Genomic DNA, 19,340 nt, shown 5'->3' with positions numbered 1-19,340 from the left:
CGCTCCGGCCGGTTCAGGCCCCGTTCCGGCGGCGGATCTTGTTGCCGAGCCAGACGATCGGGTCGTACTTGCGGTCGGCGGCACGCTCCTTGAGCGGGATCAGCGCATTGTCGGTGATCTTGATGCCCTCGGGGCAGACGTCCGTGCAGCACTTGGTGATGTTGCAGTAGCCCAGCCCGTGGTCCTCCTGGGCGGTGGACTTGCGGTCCAGCCCGGACTCCTCGGCAGCGTCCAGCGGATGCATGTCCAGCTCCGCCATCCGCATCAGGAAGCGGGGGCCGGCGAAGGCCTCCTTGTTCTCCTCGTGGTCGCGCACCACATGGCACACGTCCTGGCACAGGAAGCACTCGATGCACTTGCGGAACTCCTGCGAGCGGCCCACATCCTCCTGCTGCATCCGGTACTCGCCCGGGCCCAGACCGGCAGGCGGCACGAACGAGGGGATCTCGCGTGCCTTGGTGTAGTTGAACGACACGTCCGTGACCAGATCCCGTACGACGGGGAAGGCCCGCAGCGGCGTGATCGTGATGGTCTCCGACCGCTCGAAGACGGACATCCGCGTCATGCACAGCAGCCGCGGCCGACCGTTGATCTCGGCGCTGCACGAGCCGCACTTGCCCGCCTTGCAGTTCCAGCGGACCGCCAGATCCGGAGCCTGCGTGGCCTGGAGCCTGTGGACGATGTCGAGGACCACCTCGCCCTCGAAGACCTCGACCTTGAAGTCCTCCAGGCCGCCGCCCTCGATGTCGCCGCGCCAGACCCGGAAGTTCGCGATGTAGCTCGTCCCGGTCGCGTCCGGGGCGCCGCCGCTGACGGCCCCGGGCGTACCGGTGCCCTCCGCGGTGCCCTCTGCGTCGTGCGCGCGGGGACGGGTGTGTGTACCCGCGCCCTCGCCCGCGTGCGTCTCGGCGCTCATTCGGCTGTCAGCTCCTCGTCCGTCAGGTACTTGACCAGCTCCTCCTTCTCGAAGAGCCCCAGCAGATCCGGGCGGATCGCCGGCATGTCGCGGCGGCGCAGATCGATGCGGCCGCTCTCGGCGCGCTCGGCGGCCTCGCCCGGCTGGGTCGAGGCGTCGACCGAGACCGGCTCGTCGGCGAGAGTGCAGACGAGGTTCGAACGCCGCCACTGGCGGTCCATCTCCGGAAAGTCGTCGCGGGTGTGGCCGCCACGCGACTCGGTGCGGGTCAGCGCGGCCCGCGCCACGCACTCGCTGACCAGCAGCATGTTGCGCAGGTCGATGGCCAGGTGCCAGCCCGGGTTGAACTGCCTGTGGCCCTCGACACCCGCGTACGTCGCCCGCACCCGCAGCTCCGCCAGCCGCTCCAGTGCCTGCGTCATCTCCTCGTCGCGGCGGATGATGCCGACGAGGTCGTTCATGGACTGCTGGAGGTGCTGGTGCAGCGTGTACGGGTTCTCGGCGGGCTCACCCTCCGGAACCTCGGCCGCGCTGAAGGGGCGCAGTGCCTCGGCGGAGGCGTGTTCGATCTGCTCGTCGCTGACGTCGGGACGTCCGTCGTCCTTGAGCGACGCCGCGTACTGCGCGGCGTGCAGACCGGCACGGCGGCCGAAGACGAGCAGGTCGGAGAGGGAGTTGCCGCCGAGCCGGTTCGAGCCGTGCATCCCTCCGGCGACCTCGCCCGCCGCGTACAGGCCCGTGACGCCGACGGCTGCGGCCGTGTCCGGGTCGACGTCGACGCCGCCCATCACGTAGTGGCAGGTCGGGCCGACCTCCATGGGTTCGGCGGTGATGTCCACGTCCGCCAGCTCCTTGAACTGGTGGTGCATGGACGGCAGCCTGCGGCGGATCACGTCGGCGGGCATGCGGGTCGAGACGTCGAGGAAGACGCCGCCGTGCGGTGAGCCGCGGCCCGCCTTGACCTCGGAGTTGATCGCGCGGGCGACCTCGTCGCGCGGAAGCAGCTCCGGCGGCCGCCGGTGCTTCTCCGGGTCGTCGTACCAGCCGTCGGCCTCTTGCTCGGACTCGGCGTACTTCTCCTTGAAGACGTCGGGCACGTAGTCGAACATGAACCGTCTGCCCTCGGAGTTGCGCAGGACGCCGCCGTCACCGCGCACCGATTCGGTGACGAGGATGCCCTTCACCGACGGCGGCCAGACCATCCCTGTCGGGTGGAACTGGACGAACTCCATGTTGATCAGTGAGGCGCCCGCCAGCAGCGCCAGCGCGTGCCCGTCGCCCGTGTACTCCCACGAGTTCGACGTCACTTTGAAGGACTTGCCGATGCCGCCGGTGGCCAGGACCACGGCAGGAGCCTCGATGACGAAGAAGCGGCCCGACTCCCGCTCGTAGCAGAAGACGCCGGAAACCTTCTCCCCCGAGCCGTCCGCGGCCGGGGACTTGAGGATCCGGGTGACGGTGCACTCCTGGAAGACCTTCAGCCGGGACTCGTAGTCACCGCTCTCCTTGAAGTCCTCCTGCTGCAGCGCGACGGTCTTCTGCTGCAGCGTGCGGATCAGCTCCAGGCCCGTACGGTCGCCGACGTGCGCGAGGCGCGGATACTCGTGGCCGCCGAAGTTGCGCTGGGAGATGCGGCCGTCGGCCGTGCGGTCGAAGAGCGCCCCCCACGTCTCCAGCTCCCAGACCCTGTCGGGGGCTTCCTTCGCGTGCAGCTCGGCCATCCGCCAGTTGTTGAGGAACTTGCCTCCGCGCATCGTGTCGCGGAAGTGCACCTCCCAGTTGTCGCCGGGGTTGGCGTTGCCCATGCTGGCGGCGATGCCGCCCTCTGCCATCACCGTGTGCGCCTTGCCGAACAGGGACTTGCAGATCACCGCCGTGCGCAGTCCCTGTTCGCGTGCCTCGATCGCTGCCCGCAGACCCGCACCGCCCGCGCCCACGATGACGACATCCCACTGCTGGCGTTCGACTTGCGTCATTTGTCGTGCATCCCTCTCGAAGAAGCGTGAATCAGAAGAACTGCGGATCGGTGAACGCACCGGTCGCCAGCAGGTACACGTAGAGATCGGCCAGGCCAACGCTGAGCAGCGAAGCCCAGGCCAACTCCATGTGACGGCTGTTGAGCTTTCCGACCAGGCCCCACATGCGGTACCGCACCGGATGCTTCGAGAAGTGCTTGAGCCGCCCGCCGACGATGTGCCGGCAGGAGTGGCACGAGATGGTGTACGCCCAGATCAGCACGATGTTGATGAGGAAGACCACGGTGCCCAGGCCCATGTGGCCCCACTCGTAGTCGGCGTTGCGGAAGCCGAGGAGCGTGTCCCAGGTGAGGATGACGGCGACGCCGACCGCCGCGTAGAAGAAGTACCTGTGCAGGTTCTGCAGGATGAGGGGGAAGCGGGTCTCGCCGGTGTAGCGCTTGTGCGGCTCGGCGACTGCGCAGGCCGGGGGAGAGGCCCAGAAGCCCCGGTAGTAGGCCTTGCGGTAGTAGTAGCAGGTGAGGCGGAAGCCCAGCGGGAAGATCAGGATGATCAGCGCGGGTGAGAGCGGCCACCAGTCCCCGAACAGCGCCCAGTTGGGGCCGCCCTGCATCTTCTCGCAGCTCTCGGCGAGACACGGGGAGTAGAAGGGCGAGACGTACGGCGCGTGGTAGTAGTCGGCGTCCGCGAAGGCCCGCCACGTCGAGTAGACGACGAACACGAACAGGCCGAACGCCGTCGACGCCGGCGCGAGCCACCAGCGGTCGGTGCGCAGATGCCTCTCTGGAATGGCGGCGCGCGTACCAGTACGCACGCCGCCGGTGGCCGACGGAGGAATCTTGTTTCCCGTGCTGCTCGTGTTCGGTTGGGGTCGGGTGCCAGTGGCCAACGGTTTCTCCGGTAGGGGCGACTTGTCAGTTGGGGTGCCTCGTGAGCTGCCGCCGACTGCCGGCCGCTGCCGCGGCCGCCGGCTCGACTCAGCCCGGGGCGGCGCTCACGGCGCGTGCCGGTCCTTGGCGCCCACCCCCTCGTCGTCGACGTCCGACCACAGGACGTGGTCGTAGGGCTTGTCGGGGATCGTGACCATCTCCGGGTGCGCCGCGCCGGGTGCCCCCGCGGCCGGTGAAGCGGCACGCAGCAGTGCCAGGGACTCCCGAAGGTGCGCTGTGTCGCTGCGTACGCGCCTGACTTCCAGGCCGCTGCCGAGGGTGCTTTCCAGTCGGTCGACGGTCCGTGTGAGTTCCTCGAGGCAGCGCTGGGCCGCCGTCAGGTCGTCGTGCAGTGACGTGTGAGGAGACATGACGTGCCTACCTCCGCTGGTCGTGGCGGCTGGCTTGCATGCGTGAGCAGCTTGCGTGCCAGGTGAGATGGCGAGTGTCGCTCCTCACACTCCCCCTTGTGAAGGGCGCTGCACGGGTTTACCCCGTGCGGGGCATGATCGCCAAGTCTCTTGACCCGGACGGGTAACAGCGGTTCCGGCCGGTGCACAAAAAGTCCGTCCGGCCGGACCGTCACCTTGATCAGCCGCGCTCGGCGCCGAAGAGCTCCAGACAGGGTTCCAGGCCGTGCAGACCGACGGGGAGCGAGCGGTGCCGTTCCCACGACGCCCGGTCCAGCCGCAGCCGCCGGACCGTCCGCGACTCTCCCCGCACGGAGACCACCTCGACGCCGTCCGCCTCGTAACCGAGCTTCCGTGAGACGGCAAGGGAGCGCGGGTTGTCCGTCATGGCGCCAGACGTGAGGGTGCGGGCCCGGAGCCCTTCGAAGGCCAGGTGCGTGACGGCCGCCCGCATCTCCGTGCCGAACCCCTTGTTCTGGTGGGCGAGGCCCAGCCAGGAGCCGGTCTGGGCCTCCTTCGTGACGGCGAAGTCGCGGGCGGTGATGTCCTGGCGGCCCACCACCTCGCCCTCGTGCAGCACGGCGAGGCTCAGCGTCCACTTCTCCGGCTGCCATTCGGCGACGGTGCCCAGAACGTGCTGGAAGGTGGTGCGGGCCCGCCGTTCCGGGGTGCCGTCGGTCCAGGGGAAGCTGAAGGGCATCTCGTCCGGCCCGTGCACACCCGCCGCTGCCACGGCCGCCAGCTTCTCCAGGACGCCGAGATCCGGGAGGCACAGTTCCAGCCGGGGGGTGGTGATCCTCAGCCCGTAAACGGGCCAGCACTCGGGTGTCATGACAGGAGCCTGACGAAGCCTCCCGGCCGTGTCGACGAATTTTCGGCGGAGCACGGACCGCCGTGCGGCGCTGCCGTCGCGCCGCTCGGCGCCGCTCGGCGTCACAGGCGAAGGCGCCAGTCCTGGCCGTTTAGGTCGTGGCCGAAGCTGTGGTGCCGCGACTCGGCGACCAGCTCGAAACCGGCACGCTCATAGATGCGCCGAGCCGCCGCCAGCACGTCGTTGGTCCACAGCACGACCTCCCGGTATCCGGCGGCGCGCGCGAAGCCGACACACTCGCCGACGAGCCGGTCCCCGAGCCCGTGGCCCCGCGCCGCCGGGTCCACGAGCAGCAGTCGCAGCCGGGCCGTGTCCTCGGAGCTGTCCGACACGCACATCACGCAGCCCGCCCGCCGTCCGTCGAGCTCGGCGATCCAAGCCGCCTCGCGCCCGGTGTCGTGCCCCGCGGCGAACTCCGCGACGATGCGCGCGACGAGAGCCTCGTACGTCCCGTCCCAGCCGAACTCCGCGGCGTAGACGGACGCGTTGCGTTCGATGATCCAGCCCATGTCTCCCGGGCGGGGAGCGCGCAGCCGTATCCGGGCCGCGGCACCGCTCCGTGCGGTGCCGCGCTCCAGGATTCCGCGGGCCGTGCGCAGGCTCTGGGCCAGCAGCTCCCGCTCCGCTTCCGTCATCCCGTCCAGCAGCGACTCGACAGCGGTCTGTGAACGCTCCTCCAGCTGCCGTGCCGCCTCCCTTCCCTCGTCGGTCAGCACGACGTTCACCCGCCGGGCGTCCCGCTCCGAGGGCCCGCGGCTGACCAGGCCCCGCTCCTCGAACCGCGCGAGCATGCGGCTCAGCTGGCCGGCGTCCACGGAGATCGCGGACCGCAGGTCTGCGGCGTCCGTGCGCGGTGCGTTGACCAGCTCGTAGAGCACGCGGGCCTCGGTGAGCGTGTACGGGGTGTGCAGGTGGCGGCTGTAGTCGAGGGCGCCGATGAGGTTCGTGTAGAAGCGGTTGAACGCACGCATCTCCTGCGCGGTGCCGGTGGCCATCGCTCACCTCATATCTTTGACTGAGTCAAAGATATACCTCCGCGGGTCACCTGTCTCTCCCTTGTGGGCTGCTCGCTCCCGGGCTCCCGGTTCGGGATCAACTCCCGGGCGTTCCCGGGGCGTAGGAAGGCCTGTGCTCCGCACGGGTGGCGTGCCGTGCGACGCGGCCGAGCCTCCGGGCCACGCCACACGGCCTCCCCTTCAGTGGGCGATAGATGTGATGAAACGCCTATGCCGCCGAACGTGGTCCACGCAGGCACCGAGCCGCGTGTACGCCCCGCAGGACCCCGAGCCCCGGAGGTTCAGACATGCCAGCCGCGCAAGCTCTCGACGCAGCCACCCGGCGTTCACTCGCACTCCTCCTGGCCGGCGCGCTGATCCCTCTCGCCGGATGCACCTCCGGTGACGGTGGTCCCAGCTCCGCAGGAGGCGGCAGCGGCGCCGCACGAGACGTTCCGCACCTCGACCGTGAACAGATCGCATCGGGCGGCTCGCTGCGCTGGGCCATCGATTCGCTGCCGCGCACGCTCAACGCCTTCCAGCCCACGGCGGACGCGACGACCGAGCGCATCACCGGCGCCACGCTGCCCTCCCTCTTCACGCTCGACTCCGCGGCCCGGCCGCAGCTCAACCAGGACTACCTCGAGTCCGCCGACATCACCGAAAGCGAGCCGCGTCAGACGGTCGTCTACAAGCTCAACCCGAAGGCGCGCTGGAGCAGCGGGCGTGCGCTCGGCGCGGCCGACTTCAAGGCCCAGTGGAAGGCGCTCAGCGGCAAGAACGGATCGTTCCGCGCCGCCCGGAACGCCGGCTACGACCGGATCGCCAAGGTGACCAGGGGCAAGAACGCACACGAGGTGAAGGTCGTCTTCCGCAAGCCGTACGCCGACTGGAAGTCGCTGTTCGCCCCCCTCTACCCGAAGACCGTGATGGGCCGCGCCGAGGACTTCAACCACGCCGCGCGCGCCTCGCTCCCCGTCTCCGCGGGCCCCTTCCGCGTCGAGAAGTTCCACCGGGGCGACACCTCGATCACGCTCGTGCGGAACGGGAAGTGGTGGGGCGACGAGGCGAAGCTCAAGCGCATCACGCTGAGGGTCGTCCCCCGCAAGGAGCGCAAGGAGGCACTGCGGCGAGGACAGCTCGACCTCGCCGAGGTGGACGTGGCGACCATGCGCAGCATCATCCGCGCGCACAAGGGAGGGGAGGAGGACGCCAAGAGCAGGAAGCGCGAGGAGCACTCGCGCAAGTCCACGGAGGAGCTGCGCAAGCAGGCCGAGCGGGACGGGAACCTGCGCCATGTCGCTCTGCGCCACGCCTTCGAACCCGCGTACACCCAGCTCGCGCTCAACGGCGCCTCGGGCCCGCTCGCGGACGAGCGAGTACGGAGGGCCGTCGCGCGCGCCATCGACCGCGAGAGGATCGCCAAGCACGCCCTGCGCGGCACGGGACTGCCCGTCAAGGCGCTCGGCAGCCACCTGCGGATGATCGACCAGGACGGATACGCGGACAACAGCGACGCTCTCGGGAAGCAGGACGTGGAGGCGGCGCAGTCCCTGCTGGCCGAGGCCGGCTGGAAGGACGGGGGCGCGGGCTCGGCGTCCACTCCCGACGCGGACGCGAAGAAGGGCGAGCACGGAAAGAAGGACGGCGAGCAGGACGGCAAGCAGGACAAGGGCGGGAACGAGGACCGCAAGCAGGACCGCAAGCAGGACGGCAAGCAGGACAAGGACGGCGAGGACGACGGGAACGACAGCGGCAAGAACGCCCAGCAGAGCAGCGCCCACGAGCGTGCCGGGGCCGCAGCACCGGCCGCGGCCCCCGCGGTGGCCCCGGTGAGCGCACAGGAGGCCGCCCGCCTGGCGGGGCAGCCGCTCGTGCTCTCTCCCGCCACCACCGGACAGCGCGCCTCGCTCATGATGCAGGCGGCCCACGCACGCCTCGGCACGGCGGAGGAGAGCGGCTCCGAGAGCAAGGTCCGCCAGGCCCGCGCCGCCGAGAAGGAGGCCGCCCGCGCACGCGCCCACGCGGACGAACTGCGGCTGCTCTCCGACGGCGGAGCGAAGGTGCAGCGGATGAAGTCGGGCAAGCCGTTGACGCTGCGCTTCGTGCTCCCCTCGGGGCCGGGCTCGGAGTCGATCAGGGACACCGGGGCCCGGATCGCCAGGGAGCTGACCCGGATCGGTGTCCGTACGCAGATGAAGCACGTCCCCGCCGAGGACTACTTCGCGAAGCACATCGCGTCGGGCGACTACGACCTGGCCATCTACTCCTGGCCCGGCACCGCCTACCCGGCGACGGACGCCCGTCCGATCTTCGCCAAACCGGCCGCCGCCGCGGACGGTTCGCTGCTCGTCGAGCAGAACTACACCCGAGTCGGCACCAACCAGATCGACCAGCTCTTCGAGCAGGCGTCGAGAGAGCTCGACGACGGCGCCCGCAACGACCTCATCAAACGGGCCGACGCCCGGATCTGGGCGGCGGCGGCCTCGGTGCCGCTCTACCAGCGGCCGCAGCTCGTGGCCGCGGGTGACAAGGTCGCAAACGCCGGTGCCTTCGGCTTCCAGACGCCGCGCTACCAGGACATCGGCTTCGAGCGGTAACAAGCGGCTCGCGTATCCCGGCCACCCGCTCCGGGCCCGGCCCCTCACAGGGCGGAAGGCGTCCGCCGGGTGGCCGGGCCTTACCATGGTTGGCGGAGCCGCGGCGAGACCCAGCCCGGCAGCGCGCGTGAGGAGCAGCTACGCACCGCGCCCCACCCACGATCCGGGAGAAGCGTCAGTCAGCCATGCCCACGCGTCACGACATCCGCAACGTCGCCATCGTCGCCCACGTCGACCACGGGAAGACCACCCTCGTCGACGCCATGCTCAAGCAGGCAGGGGCGTTCGCAGCGCACCAGCTGGAGTCGGTCGACGACCGTGTGATGGACTCCAGCGACCTGGAGCGCGAGAAGGGCATCACCATTCTCGCGAAGAACACCGCAGTGAAGTACCACCCCAAGGGCGGCGACTCCGTCGTCATCAACATCATCGACACCCCGGGGCACGCCGACTTCGGCGGTGAGGTCGAGCGCGGCCTGTCCATGGTGGACGCCGTGGTGCTGCTCGTGGACGCCTCCGAGGGGCCGCTGCCGCAGACCCGCTTCGTGCTGCGCAAGGCGCTGGAAGCGCGTCTCCCGGTCATCCTGTGCATCAACAAGACCGACAGGTCCGACGCCCGCATCTCCGCCGTCGTCGACGACACCTACGACCTCTTCCTCGACCTGGACGCCGACGAGGAGCAGATCGAGTTCCCCATCGTCTACGCGTGCGCGCGTGACGGTGTCGCCTCCCTGACGCAGCCCGAGGACGGCACCGTCCCCGCGGACAGCGACAGCCTCGAACCGTTCTTCACCACCCTGCTGGAGACGGTCCCCGCGCCGACGTACGAGGACGACGCGCCCCTCCAGGCCCACGTCACCAACCTCGACGCGGACAACTTCCTCGGCCGTATCGCGCTGCTGCGCGTGAAGAACGGCACCCTGAAGAAGGGTCAGACGGTCGCCTGGCTCAAGCGCGACGGCTCGGAGCAGAGCGTACGCATCACCGAGCTGCTGATGACGGACGCGCTGACCCGCAAGCCCGCGGAGGCCGCCGGGCCCGGTGACATCTGCGCTGTCGCCGGTATCCCCGACATCATGATCGGCGAGACGCTCGCCGACCCGGAGAACCCGGTCGCCCTGCCGCTCATCACCGTCGACGAGCCGGCGATCTCGATGACCATCGGCACGAACACGTCCCCGCTGGTCGGCAAGGGCGGCAAGAAGCACAAGGTGACGGCGCGGCTGGTGAAGGACCGGCTCGACCGCGAACTCGTCGGCAACGTCTCGCTGCGCGTCCTGCCCACGGAGCGGCCGGACGCCTGGGAGGTGCAGGGCCGCGGTGAACTCGCCCTGGCCATCCTCGTCGAGACCATGCGTCGCGAGGGCTTCGAGCTGACGGTCGGCAAGCCCGAGGTCGTCACCCGGCAGATCGACGGCAAGCTGTACGAGCCCGTGGAGCGCATGACGATCGACGCACCCGAGGAGTTCATGGGCGCCATCACGCAGCTGATGGCGTCGCGCAAGGGGCGCATGGAGACGATGACCAACCACGGGTCCGGCTGGGTCCGCATGGAGTGGATCGTCCCGGCGCGCGGCCTTATCGGGTTCCGCACGGAGTTCCTGACCGAGACCAGGGGCACGGGCATCGCGCACAGCCTCTTCGAGGGGCACGAGCAGTGGTTCGGAGACCTGCGCACGAGGCGCAGCGGTTCCCTCGTCGCGGACAGGGCCGGGTCGGCGACGCCGTTTGCGATGATGAATCTCCAGGAGCGCGGGACGATCTTCATCGAGCCCGGTACCGAGGTGTACGAGGGCATGATCGTCGGCGAGAACTCCCGTGCCGACGACATGGACGTGAACATCACCAAGGAGAAGAAGCTCACAAACATGCGAGCGGCGTCCGCCGACACCACGGAGAACCTGGTGCCGCCGAGGAAGCTCTCCCTGGAGCAGGCGCTGGAGTTCTGCCGCGAGGACGAGTGCATCGAGGTCACCCCGGAAACGGTTCGCATCCGCAAGGTGGAGCTCGACCAGAAGGCTCGCGGCCGGGCGGCGGCCCGAGCCAAGCGCTGAGCGCCGACGCCGCGTACCGGCAGCGGCGCGACGGACGGGCGGGCCGCCCCGCCCGTCCGGAATTGCTGAAGGGCGGTCCCTCGGAATCCGGTCACCCGGCCGGACGCGCGAGGGGCCGCCGATTTCTCTCGGCTCAATTCCCTTGCGGAGCCCGGGGAAGGGCTGCGGCAGCCGGGGGGTTTGTGCGCGCAGGGGGACCCGGCGCCGCCGGGGCAGCGAGATGAAGATGCGTGAAGGGTGTTATCTGGTCCGCAAGGCATGACGTCGGCGGTACCGAGGAGGCACCCCATGCGTGGAGCCACGCGTGTCACGTGGGCATTCGGCTGTGCGACGGTCGTCACCCTGGCGGCTGCGGGGTGCGGCGGGGGAGCCGGCGGCAGCGCCGCGGCCGGCTCGGACGCCGGCATCGTACGCGCCTTCTGGACCGACCCCCAGAATCCGCTCGAACCCGCCAACACCAACGAGGTGCAGGGCGGCAAGGTCCTGGAGATGACGTTCCGGGGGCTCAAGCGCTACAACGCGCGCACCGGCAAGGCGGAGAACGCCGTCGCGAAATCCATCAGGACCGACGACCAGCAGAACTTCGACATCACCCTGAAGAAGGGCTGGAAGTTCTCCGACGGCACTCCCGTCACCGCGAAGTCCTTCGTCGACGCGTGGAATTACGGCGCGCTCGTCACCAACAAGCAGGTCAGCTCCTACTTCTTCGAGTACATCGACGGCTACGACGACGTGCACCCGGAGAACGAGAGCGCCAAGCCCAAGGCGAAGAAGATGTCCGGGCTGAAGGTGACCGGCAAGGACAGCTTCACGGTGAAGCTCAACCAGAAGTTCTCCCAGTGGCCCGACACCCTCGGTTACGCGGCCTTCTCGCCGCTCCCGGAGAAGTTCTTCAAGGACCGCGCCGCCTGGCTGAAGAAGCCGATCGGGAACGGCCCGTACCAGATCGACTCCTACACCAAGGGCCAGTCCATGAGGCTGTCGGTCAACAAGGAGTACGCGGGACCGGACAAGCCGAAGAATAAGGGCGTCGAGCTGAAGGTCTACACGGACCAGAACACCGGCTACACCGACCTTCAGGCCGGGAACCTCGACGTATTCGACGAGTTGCCCGCGGGGCAGCTCAAGAACGCCAAGCGGGACCTCGACGGCCGCTACATCAACCAGCCCGCGGGAATTCTCCAGACGCTCTCCTTCCCTCTCTACCGGAAGGAATGGCAGACGGAGAAGGCCAAGCAGATCCGCGTCGGGCTGTCGATGGCGATCAACCGCGAGGAAGTGACGCAGAAGATCTACCACGGCACTCGAAGGCCGGCCGGCGACCTGACCTCCCCGGTGCTGACGAAGCCGGGCGGATTCGAGCCCGGGATGTGCGGAGAGGTCTGCAAGTACGACCCGAAAGAGGCGAAGAAGCTGATCGAGGACGCGGGCGGACTGCCGGGCGGCAAGGTCACGCTCACCTCGAACGTCGACACGGGCTCGCACCGGCAGTGGATGGACGCCGTGTGCAACAGCATCAACAACGCCCTCGACAAGAACGGCGCGTGCAGCGTCAACCCCGTCCCGACCTTCAGCGAATTCCGCAAGGACATCGCCGGAAAGAAGCTGAAGAGCATGTTCCGCACCGGCTGGCAGATGGACTATCCGCTGATCCAGAACTTCATTCAGCCGCTGTACTACACCGGCGCCTCGTCGAACGACGCCGGATACTCCGACAAGCGCGTCGACAAACTCATCGACGAGGCGAACGCCGCCGGTGAGGAGGCGGCCGTGAGCAAGTTCCAGAAGGCCGAGGAGCTTGTCCTGAAGGACCTGCCCGCGATTCCTCTCTGGTACCAGGACGGCAACGCGGGATATTCGGACAGGGTGAGCGACGTGCGCCTCAACCCCTTCTCCGTTCCGGTCTTCACCGACATCAGAGTCAAGTGAGAGAGTGAAATACCGTGGGGCGCTACGTCATCAGACGACTGCTCCAGATGGTCCCGGTGTTCATCGGGACGACTTTCCTCATCTTCGTGATGGTGTACGCGGTCGGCGACCCGGTCAACGCGATGTTCGGGGACCGGGCCCCCGACCCCGCCACGGCCGCGCAGCTGCGCGCCCAGTTCCATCTCGACAAGCCGCTGTGGCTCCAGTACCTGCTCTACATGGGCGACATCTTCACCGGTGAGTTCGGCAACGCCTTCAACGGACAGCCCGTCACCGAGCTGATGGGCAGGGCCTTTCCCGTGACTCTCCGGCTCGCGCTGATCGCGGTCGTCATCGAGATCATCATCGGGATCGCCCTCGGCGTGATCACCGGCCTGCGGCGCGGCCGGCCCCTCGACAGTTCGGTACTGATGCTCACGCTGGTCGTGATCTCGGTTCCGACGTTCGTCACCGGCACGCTCGCGCAGTACGTGCTGGGCGTGAAGTGGGGGTGGATCGCCCCGGCGGTCTCGCCCGAGGCGCCGCTCGGGCAGCTCCTGCTGCCGGGAGTCGTGCTGGCGCTGCTGTCGCTCGCGTATGTCACCCGGCTCACCCGCGCCTCCATCAGCGATAACGCCCGGGCCGACTACGTACGCACCGCCCTCGCCAAGGGCCTGCCGCGGGCCCGCGTGAACGTGCGTCACCTGCTGCGCAACTCTCTGATCCCCGTCGTGACCTTCCTCGGCACGGACGTCGGGAACCTCATGGCGGGCGCCCTCGTCACCGAGCGGATCTTCAACATCCAGGGAGTCGGCTTCCAGCTCTGGCAGGGCATCGTCCGGCAGAACTCGCCGACAGTCGTCGGCTTCGTGACGGTCCTCGTGATCGTGTTCCTGCTCGCGAACCTGATCGTCGACCTCCTCTACGCCGTGCTCGACCCGAGGATCCGCTATGCGTGAAATCGACGGCACCGCAGCCGGAACGGCCGACGGGCGGGAGGTGGCGCATGGTTGAGCGTGCACCTGAGAGCCCGTGGGCCTCCGACGAGCCCTCCGCCGCGGCCGGAGCTGCCGCGGGAGCCGCCCCGGGGACGGCGGCCGGAGCTGCCGCCGGGACGGCGGGAGCCGCGCCCGGCGTCGCACCCGGTCCCGGCGCCGACCCCGGCGCACCGCCGTCCGCCCCGCAGGAGCCGGGGCCCGGGGGGCGGGCCCGCAGCCTCTGGTCGGACGCGTGGCACGACCTGCGGCGCAACCCCGTCTTCGTGGTGTCGGCGCTGCTGATCCTCTTCCTGGTCGTGATCTCGGTGTGGCCCGGCCTCATCGCCACCCGAAACCCCCTCTCCTGCCGCCTGGACAGGTCCCTCGACCCCGCATCGCCGGGCCACTGGTTCGGCTTCGACACCCAGGGGTGCGACGTCTACACGCGGGTCGTCCACGGGGCCCGTACGTCGGTGACCGTCGGCGTCTGCGCCACCCTTGGCGTCGCCGCCGTCGGCAGCGTCCTCGGGGGGCTCGCGGGATTCTTCGGCGGCTGGTGGGACGCCCTGATCTCCCGGCTCACCGACGTCTTCTTCGGCATCCCGATCATGCTCGGGGGCCTGGTCTTCCTCTCGATGACGGGCAGCCGCTCCGTGTGGACGGTGGTCGCCTTCATCGTGCTGCTGGGCTGGCCGCAGATCGCCCGTATCGCCCGCGGGTCCGTCATCTCGGCCAAGCAGAACGACTACGTGCTGGCGGCGCGGGCCCTGGGAGCCGGCAACGCCAGGATGCTGTGCCGGCACATCCTCCCGAACGCGGTCGCACCGGTCATCGTGACGGCGACCATCGCACTCGGCACGTACATCGCGCTGGAGGCGACCCTCAGCTATCTCGGCGTCGGGCTCCAGCCGCCCACGGTCTCCTGGGGGGCCGACATCTCCGACGCCTCGCAGGGGATGCAGTTCCGCAACGCGCCGCACATCCTGCTCTACCCCGCGGCCGCGCTGAGCCTGACCGTACTGGCGTTCATCATGCTCGGCGACGCGGTTCGCGACGCCCTCGATCCCAAGCTGCGCTGAGGGAGGCGTACGTGACACAGACACAGCCGGGGCCCGGCACCCCCTCAGCCTCCGGCCCCGCGCAGCTGCTCCAAGTACGCGATCTGCACGTGGAGTTCCGCACGCGCGAGGGCGTCGCCAACGCCGTCGACGGCGTCAGCTTCGGCGTGGACGCCGGGGAGACGCTGGCGGTGCTGGGGGAGTCCGGTTCGGGCAAGTCCGTGACCGCTCAGGCCGTGATGGGCATCCTCGACAGCCCGCCGGGACGAGTCACTCGCGGCGAGATCCTCTTCGGCGGCCGTGACCTGCTGAAGATGTCGGCGGAGGAGCGGCGCGGGGTACGCGGAGCGCGCATGGCGATGATCTTCCAGGACGCGCTGTCGGCGCTGAACCCCGTGCTCAGCGTCGGGCATCAGCTCGGCGAGATGTTCCAGGTCCACCGCGGCGCTTCCCGCAAGGAGGCGCGGGAGCGGGCGGTGGAGCTCATGGAGCGCGTACGGATTCCCGCCGCGCGGGCGCGCGCCGGTGACTACCCGCACCAGTTCAGCGGTGGCATGCGCCAGCGCATCATGATCGCCATGGCGCTGGCCCTGGAACCGGAGCTGATCATCGCGGACGAGCCGACCACGGCCCTCGACGTCACCGTCCAGGCCCAGGTGATGGATCTGCTCGCGGACCTGCAGCGCGAGTTCCGGATGGGCCTGATCCTGATCACCCACGACCTGGGAGTGGTTGCGGACGCCGCCGACAGGATCGCCGTCATGTACGCGGGCCGGATCGTCGAGACCGCTCCCGTACGCGAGTTGTACCGGGCACCCGCACACCCGTACACCAGGGGCCTGCTCGACTCCATTCCGCGGCTGGACCAGAAGGGGCAGCAGCTCGACGCCGTCAAGGGGCTGCCCCCGAGCCTGATGGCCGTGCCGCAGGGGTGCAGCTTCCACCCGCGCTGTCCCGTGGCGCGACCCGTCTGCCACGCCGACGAGCCCCCGCTCTGCGACGCCGGGCCGGGCAGGGCCAGCGCCTGCCACTTCTGGAAGGAGCTGCTCGATGACGAGTGCGCCGAGTGACGGTGCGGCGGGGCCCGCGGTGGGGCCGGCGGCCGGGACCGCGCCCTCGGCTCTCGCTCCGCGGGAGGAGCGGGGGCCCCGTGAGGCGATCCTGGAGGTACGGGACCTGGTCAAGCACTACCCGCTCACACAGGGCATCGTGATCAAGCGTCAGGTGGGTGCGGTCAAGGCGGTCGACGGTGTCTCCTTCGAGCTCAGGCGCGGCGAGACCCTGGGCATCGTCGGGGAGTCCGGCTGCGGTAAGTCGACGCTGGCGAAGCTCGTGACGAACCTGGAGGCGCCCACCTCGGGAAGCGTCCGCTTCAAGGGCGAGGACGTGACCCGGCTGAGCGGCAGGGCGCTGAAGGCGCTGCGCCGCAACATCCAGATGGTCTTCCAGGACCCCTACACGTCGCTGAACCCCCGCATGACCGTCGGGGACATCGTGGGCGAGCCCTTCGACATCCACCCCGAGGTGGCGCCCAGGGGCGACCGGTGGCGCAGGGTGCGGGAGCTGCTCGACGTCGTCGGGCTCAACCCCGAGTACGTCAACCGCTACCCGCACCAGTTCAGCGGGGGCCAGCGGCAGCGCATCGGCATCGCGCGGGGCCTCGCCCTGCGGCCGGAGATCATCGTCGCGGACGAGCCGGTCTCAGCGCTCGACGTCTCCGTGCAGGCACAGGTGATCAATCTGATGGAGCGGCTGCAGGACGAGTTCGACCTCTCCTACATCTTCATCGCCCACGACCTGTCCGTCGTACGGCACATCTCCGACCGCGTCGGCGTGATGTACCTGGGCAAGCTCGTCGAGACCGGTACCGAGAGCGAGATCTACGAGCACCCCACCCACCCGTACACGCAGGCGCTGCTGTCGGCCGTTCCCGTACCGGACCCGGACGCGGAGGAGAGGCGGGCGCGCATCGTGCTGGACGGGGACGTGCCCTCGCCCGCGGACCCGCCGTCCGGCTGCCGCTTCCGGACGCGTTGCCGGAAGGCGGACGAGAGGTGCGCACGGCAGGAGCCGCCGCTGAGCGTCCCCGAGGGGCCCGGGCGCCCGCTGGAGGGGCTCGCGCTCCACCCCTCGGCGTGCCACTACGCGGAGGAGAAGGCCCGGGTCGTGCCCGACTGAGCTGCGGGGCCGTCGGAGGCCCCGTCGCGGGCGGCGAGGGCCAGCAGTGTCCCGAGGGCGGCGAGGATCTCGAACACGGCCGTGGCGAGCCACAGTTGGTCGCGTGTGGTGAGCTCGCCGAAGCCGGTCAGGAGCCCTGCCTTGGCCGCGAAGGAGAGGCGGAAGAGGGCGAGCCCCAGCAGCGGTCCGCTCATCGTCATCCCCAGGGGCCGCGAGTACGGGGAGCGGGCGAGCGCCGCGAACGAGCCGCACAGGGTGACCAGCGCGAGGGTGCAGCCGTACCAGCTCTCCGGTACGGCGAGGAGGGTGGCCAGCGATCTGTCGCCGGTGAAGTGGCGGGAGTACAGCTCCCAGCCCTGCTCGCCGGCCGCGTGGATCTCCCAGGACACCAGCACGGCTGCCACCGCGGCCAGCAGCAGGCCCGCGGCCACGCCTCCGGCGGGCGTGGGGCGTGCGGGGGGTTCGTCGCGCGCGCTGCGGGTGCCGCCGGAGCCGGTCCGCACGGGGCGGCGGCCCGCGACCGCGAGGACGATCAGCGCGGCGCCGGCCACGAGCATCGTGATCACGCTGACGAGGACCTTGATGCGCAGCCCGTCGGAGACTCCGCCCTGCACCCAACTGGCGTTCAGATTCCACAGGGTGGGGACGCGCAGCAGGATCGTCACCGCCCCGGCCGAGGCGAGGATGCCGGAGGCGGCCGAGGAGACGGCGGCGGTCACGGCGCAGACCGTGCAGAGGACGAGCAGCGTCGGCTCCACGAACGAGGTCGCCCATATCCCGTCCTGCGCGCGGAAGATCAGGCCGGACCACATCCACCATGCGTCGGTGACGTCGGCCGCCTGTCCGAAGTCGCGCACGATCCAGGCGAGATCGAGTGCCGCCAGCGCGGCCAGCAGGGCGACGCCGGCCCGGCGTGCGCCGGGTATCAATGTCCTGTCCTGGCTCATGTACGGCCCCCCGCGGTGCGGCTGCCCGAGTGCCGCGCGGTTCGGTCCGTTCGGCGTCAGGGCGTCGGGCAAGCCTACTGCGGCGCCCCGGGACGGCTGACGGCGGCCGGGCCGGGGCGACATGGCCCCGCCCCGGCCCGGCGTTACGGCACCCGCACAGGCCGTACGAAGTTCAGGGTTGCGGGTTCGTATATCGGAACCGCGTCGACTGAGTTGCGGACGCGTTAACGCGTTTCAGGACCCAATATCCCTATATGTCTATTAGCTTCGAACCGCGTCAAGCACGCTCTGACCTCAATCTGCAAAACCTTCGCTCAAGATGCGCCGAGGGTCCACATGCTGGAGCCGGTACCCCTTGACTGGGCAGTTATTGACTTGCAAAGTTCCCTCAACCCATGGCACGGACAGCCGCTGTGCCAACGCATGGATCTATCCGCATAGATTGACGAGCGCGGGGGCGCAGACACGATGACAAGTCCATCCCAGGCCGCGATCGCCGGGGCAGATACCCCAGACCCCGACGGCATCGGCCTGACCCTCGAGCCGGCCGGCGGCCAACAGGCCGCGAAAGACCAGCTCGTGGGCCGCTCTCCAGGTCAGCTCATGTGGATGCGCTTCAAGCGCGACCGTACGGGCGTCATATCGGCCTTCGTGGTACTCACCATGTTCTCGATCGCGGCGCTGGCGCCCGTGATCTCCTGGCTGTACGGCAAGGACCCCTGGACCCGCTACGGCCAGATCCGCCAGGACCTGCTGAACGACAACGCCTACCCGATCAAGCCCAACGGCGGGATCGACAGCGAGTTCTGGTTCGGTCTCGAACCGGGACTCGGCCGCGACGTCCTCACTCAGCTCGTGTACGGGATGCGCACCTCCCTCTCGCTGGCCGTCGTCATCACGCTCCTCTCGGTGGGGCTCGCGATCGTGATCGGCGTCGCGGGCGGTTACCTGGGCGGCAAGACGGACTACTTCCTCGGCCGCCTCACCGACCTGATGATGTCCTTCCCGAACCAGCTCTTCTTCGTGGCCTTCGTCCCCGTGGTCGGGGCCCTGATGGTCGACCCCCAGGACGAGATGCCCACGTGGCTCCGCGCCAGCGTGCTGATCTTCGTGATGTGGCTGCTCGGCTGGATGACGCTGGCGCGGCTCCTGCGCGGTCAGGTGCTGACTCTGCGCGAGCGGGAGTTCGTCGAGGCCGCCAAGGTCGCCGGTACGCCGCCCTGGCGGATCATCCGCAAGGAGCTGCTCCCGAACGTGGTCACGCCCATCCTGGTGCAGTCGACCTACATGCTTCCCAACTTCGTGACCGCTGTCGCGGGGCTCTCCTTCCTCGGCGTGGGAATGCCCGCCTCCACACCCGACTGGGGCCGGATGTTCGCCACCGGAGCCGAGGTCTACCAGAGCGACATCACCTACATGATCTTCCCCGGCGTCGCGATGGTGATCTTCATCGTTGCGTTCAACCTGCTCGGGGACTCGGTCAGGGACGCCTTCGACCCGAAATCGGGACGTTGAAGACCG

The 19,340-nt window shown here is 69.4% G+C and carries 15 protein-coding genes; 8 read left to right on the top strand and 7 right to left on the bottom strand.

What is annotated here, in order from left to right:
• Positions 1–13: 13 nt before the first annotated feature.
• The 6 genes from EV375_RS13345 to EV375_RS13320 form a co-directional block, all read right to left on the bottom strand.
• Positions 14–916, bottom strand: a complete 903-nt coding sequence (locus EV375_RS13345) for a succinate dehydrogenase/fumarate reductase iron-sulfur subunit (protein ID WP_130299634.1) — start codon at positions 914–916, stop codon at positions 14–16.
• Complete coding sequence (locus EV375_RS13340; RefSeq protein WP_130299633.1) at positions 913–2,892, bottom strand: fumarate reductase/succinate dehydrogenase flavoprotein subunit; 1,980 nt, start codon at positions 2,890–2,892, stop codon at positions 913–915. The genes EV375_RS13345 and EV375_RS13340 overlap by 4 nt, the downstream gene beginning before the upstream one ends.
• A 31-nt stretch (positions 2,893–2,923) precedes the next feature.
• Positions 2,924–3,781, bottom strand: coding sequence for a hypothetical protein (locus tag EV375_RS13335; RefSeq protein ID WP_486588459.1), 858 nt, complete (start codon positions 3,779–3,781; stop codon positions 2,924–2,926).
• A 105-nt stretch (positions 3,782–3,886) separates the two neighbouring features.
• Complete coding sequence (locus EV375_RS13330) at positions 3,887–4,192, bottom strand: hypothetical protein (RefSeq protein WP_130299632.1); 306 nt, start codon at positions 4,190–4,192, stop codon at positions 3,887–3,889.
• A gap of 220 nt (positions 4,193–4,412) precedes the next feature.
• Positions 4,413–5,063, bottom strand: a complete 651-nt coding sequence (locus tag EV375_RS13325; protein ID WP_130299631.1) for a GNAT family N-acetyltransferase — start codon at positions 5,061–5,063, stop codon at positions 4,413–4,415.
• Between the two features lie 101 nt (positions 5,064–5,164).
• The gene (locus tag EV375_RS13320) at positions 5,165–6,097 is read right to left on the bottom strand and encodes a bifunctional helix-turn-helix transcriptional regulator/GNAT family N-acetyltransferase (RefSeq protein ID WP_130299630.1); all 933 of its coding nucleotides are present in this window, start codon (positions 6,095–6,097) and stop codon (positions 5,165–5,167) included.
• Positions 6,098–6,405: 308 nt separating this feature from the next.
• Here EV375_RS13320 and EV375_RS13315 point away from each other — a divergent pair, with 308 nt between their 5' ends.
• The 7 genes from EV375_RS13315 to EV375_RS13285 all read left to right on the top strand — a co-directional run bounded on the left by EV375_RS13315 (position 6,406) and on the right by EV375_RS13285 (position 16,872).
• Positions 6,406–8,697, top strand: a complete 2,292-nt coding sequence (locus EV375_RS13315) for an ABC transporter family substrate-binding protein (protein ID WP_130299629.1) — start codon at positions 6,406–6,408, stop codon at positions 8,695–8,697.
• 185 nt (positions 8,698–8,882) lie between these two features.
• Positions 8,883–10,751 carry a translational GTPase TypA gene (typA, locus tag EV375_RS13310; protein WP_130299628.1) on the top strand — a complete coding sequence of 623 codons (1,869 nt, stop codon included), beginning with the start codon at positions 8,883–8,885 and terminating at the stop codon, positions 10,749–10,751.
• Between the two features lie 288 nt (positions 10,752–11,039).
• A complete protein-coding gene (locus EV375_RS13305; RefSeq protein ID WP_130299627.1) occupies positions 11,040–12,680 on the top strand; it encodes an ABC transporter substrate-binding protein in 1,641 nt (546 codons plus the stop codon).
• Between the two features lie 14 nt (positions 12,681–12,694).
• Complete coding sequence (locus tag EV375_RS13300; protein ID WP_130299626.1) at positions 12,695–13,618, top strand: ABC transporter permease; 924 nt, start codon at positions 12,695–12,697, stop codon at positions 13,616–13,618.
• A gap of 47 nt (positions 13,619–13,665) precedes the next feature.
• Positions 13,666–14,715, top strand: coding sequence for an ABC transporter permease (locus tag EV375_RS13295; protein WP_130299625.1), 1,050 nt, complete (start codon positions 13,666–13,668; stop codon positions 14,713–14,715).
• A gap of 11 nt (positions 14,716–14,726) precedes the next feature.
• The gene (locus tag EV375_RS13290; protein WP_207228100.1) at positions 14,727–15,764 is read left to right on the top strand and encodes an ABC transporter ATP-binding protein; all 1,038 of its coding nucleotides are present in this window, start codon (positions 14,727–14,729) and stop codon (positions 15,762–15,764) included.
• A complete protein-coding gene (locus EV375_RS13285) occupies positions 15,745–16,872 on the top strand; it encodes a dipeptide ABC transporter ATP-binding protein (RefSeq protein WP_130299624.1) in 1,128 nt (375 codons plus the stop codon). Before EV375_RS13290 ends, EV375_RS13285 begins: the two co-directional genes overlap by 20 nt.
• Here the strand turns inward: EV375_RS13285 and EV375_RS13280 are convergent.
• Positions 16,836–17,819: a hypothetical protein gene (locus EV375_RS13280; RefSeq protein ID WP_130299623.1), complete on the bottom strand. Its 984-nt coding sequence runs from the start codon at positions 17,817–17,819 to the stop codon at positions 16,836–16,838. The two genes, EV375_RS13285 and EV375_RS13280, sit on opposite strands and share 37 nt — an antisense overlap.
• Positions 17,820–18,287: 468 nt before the next feature.
• Between EV375_RS13280 and EV375_RS13275 the strand changes: the two genes are divergently transcribed.
• On the top strand, positions 18,288–19,334 hold the full coding sequence (locus tag EV375_RS13275) for an ABC transporter permease (RefSeq protein ID WP_130299622.1): 1,047 nt from the start codon (positions 18,288–18,290) through the stop codon (positions 19,332–19,334).
• The last annotated feature ends 6 nt before the right edge of the window (positions 19,335–19,340 follow it).

The sequence above is a fragment of the Streptomyces sp. CNZ301 genome (genome assembly GCF_004217425.1).
Note: the sequence above shows the minus strand (reverse complement) of the source record. Positions and strands in the feature narration are given on the sequence as shown.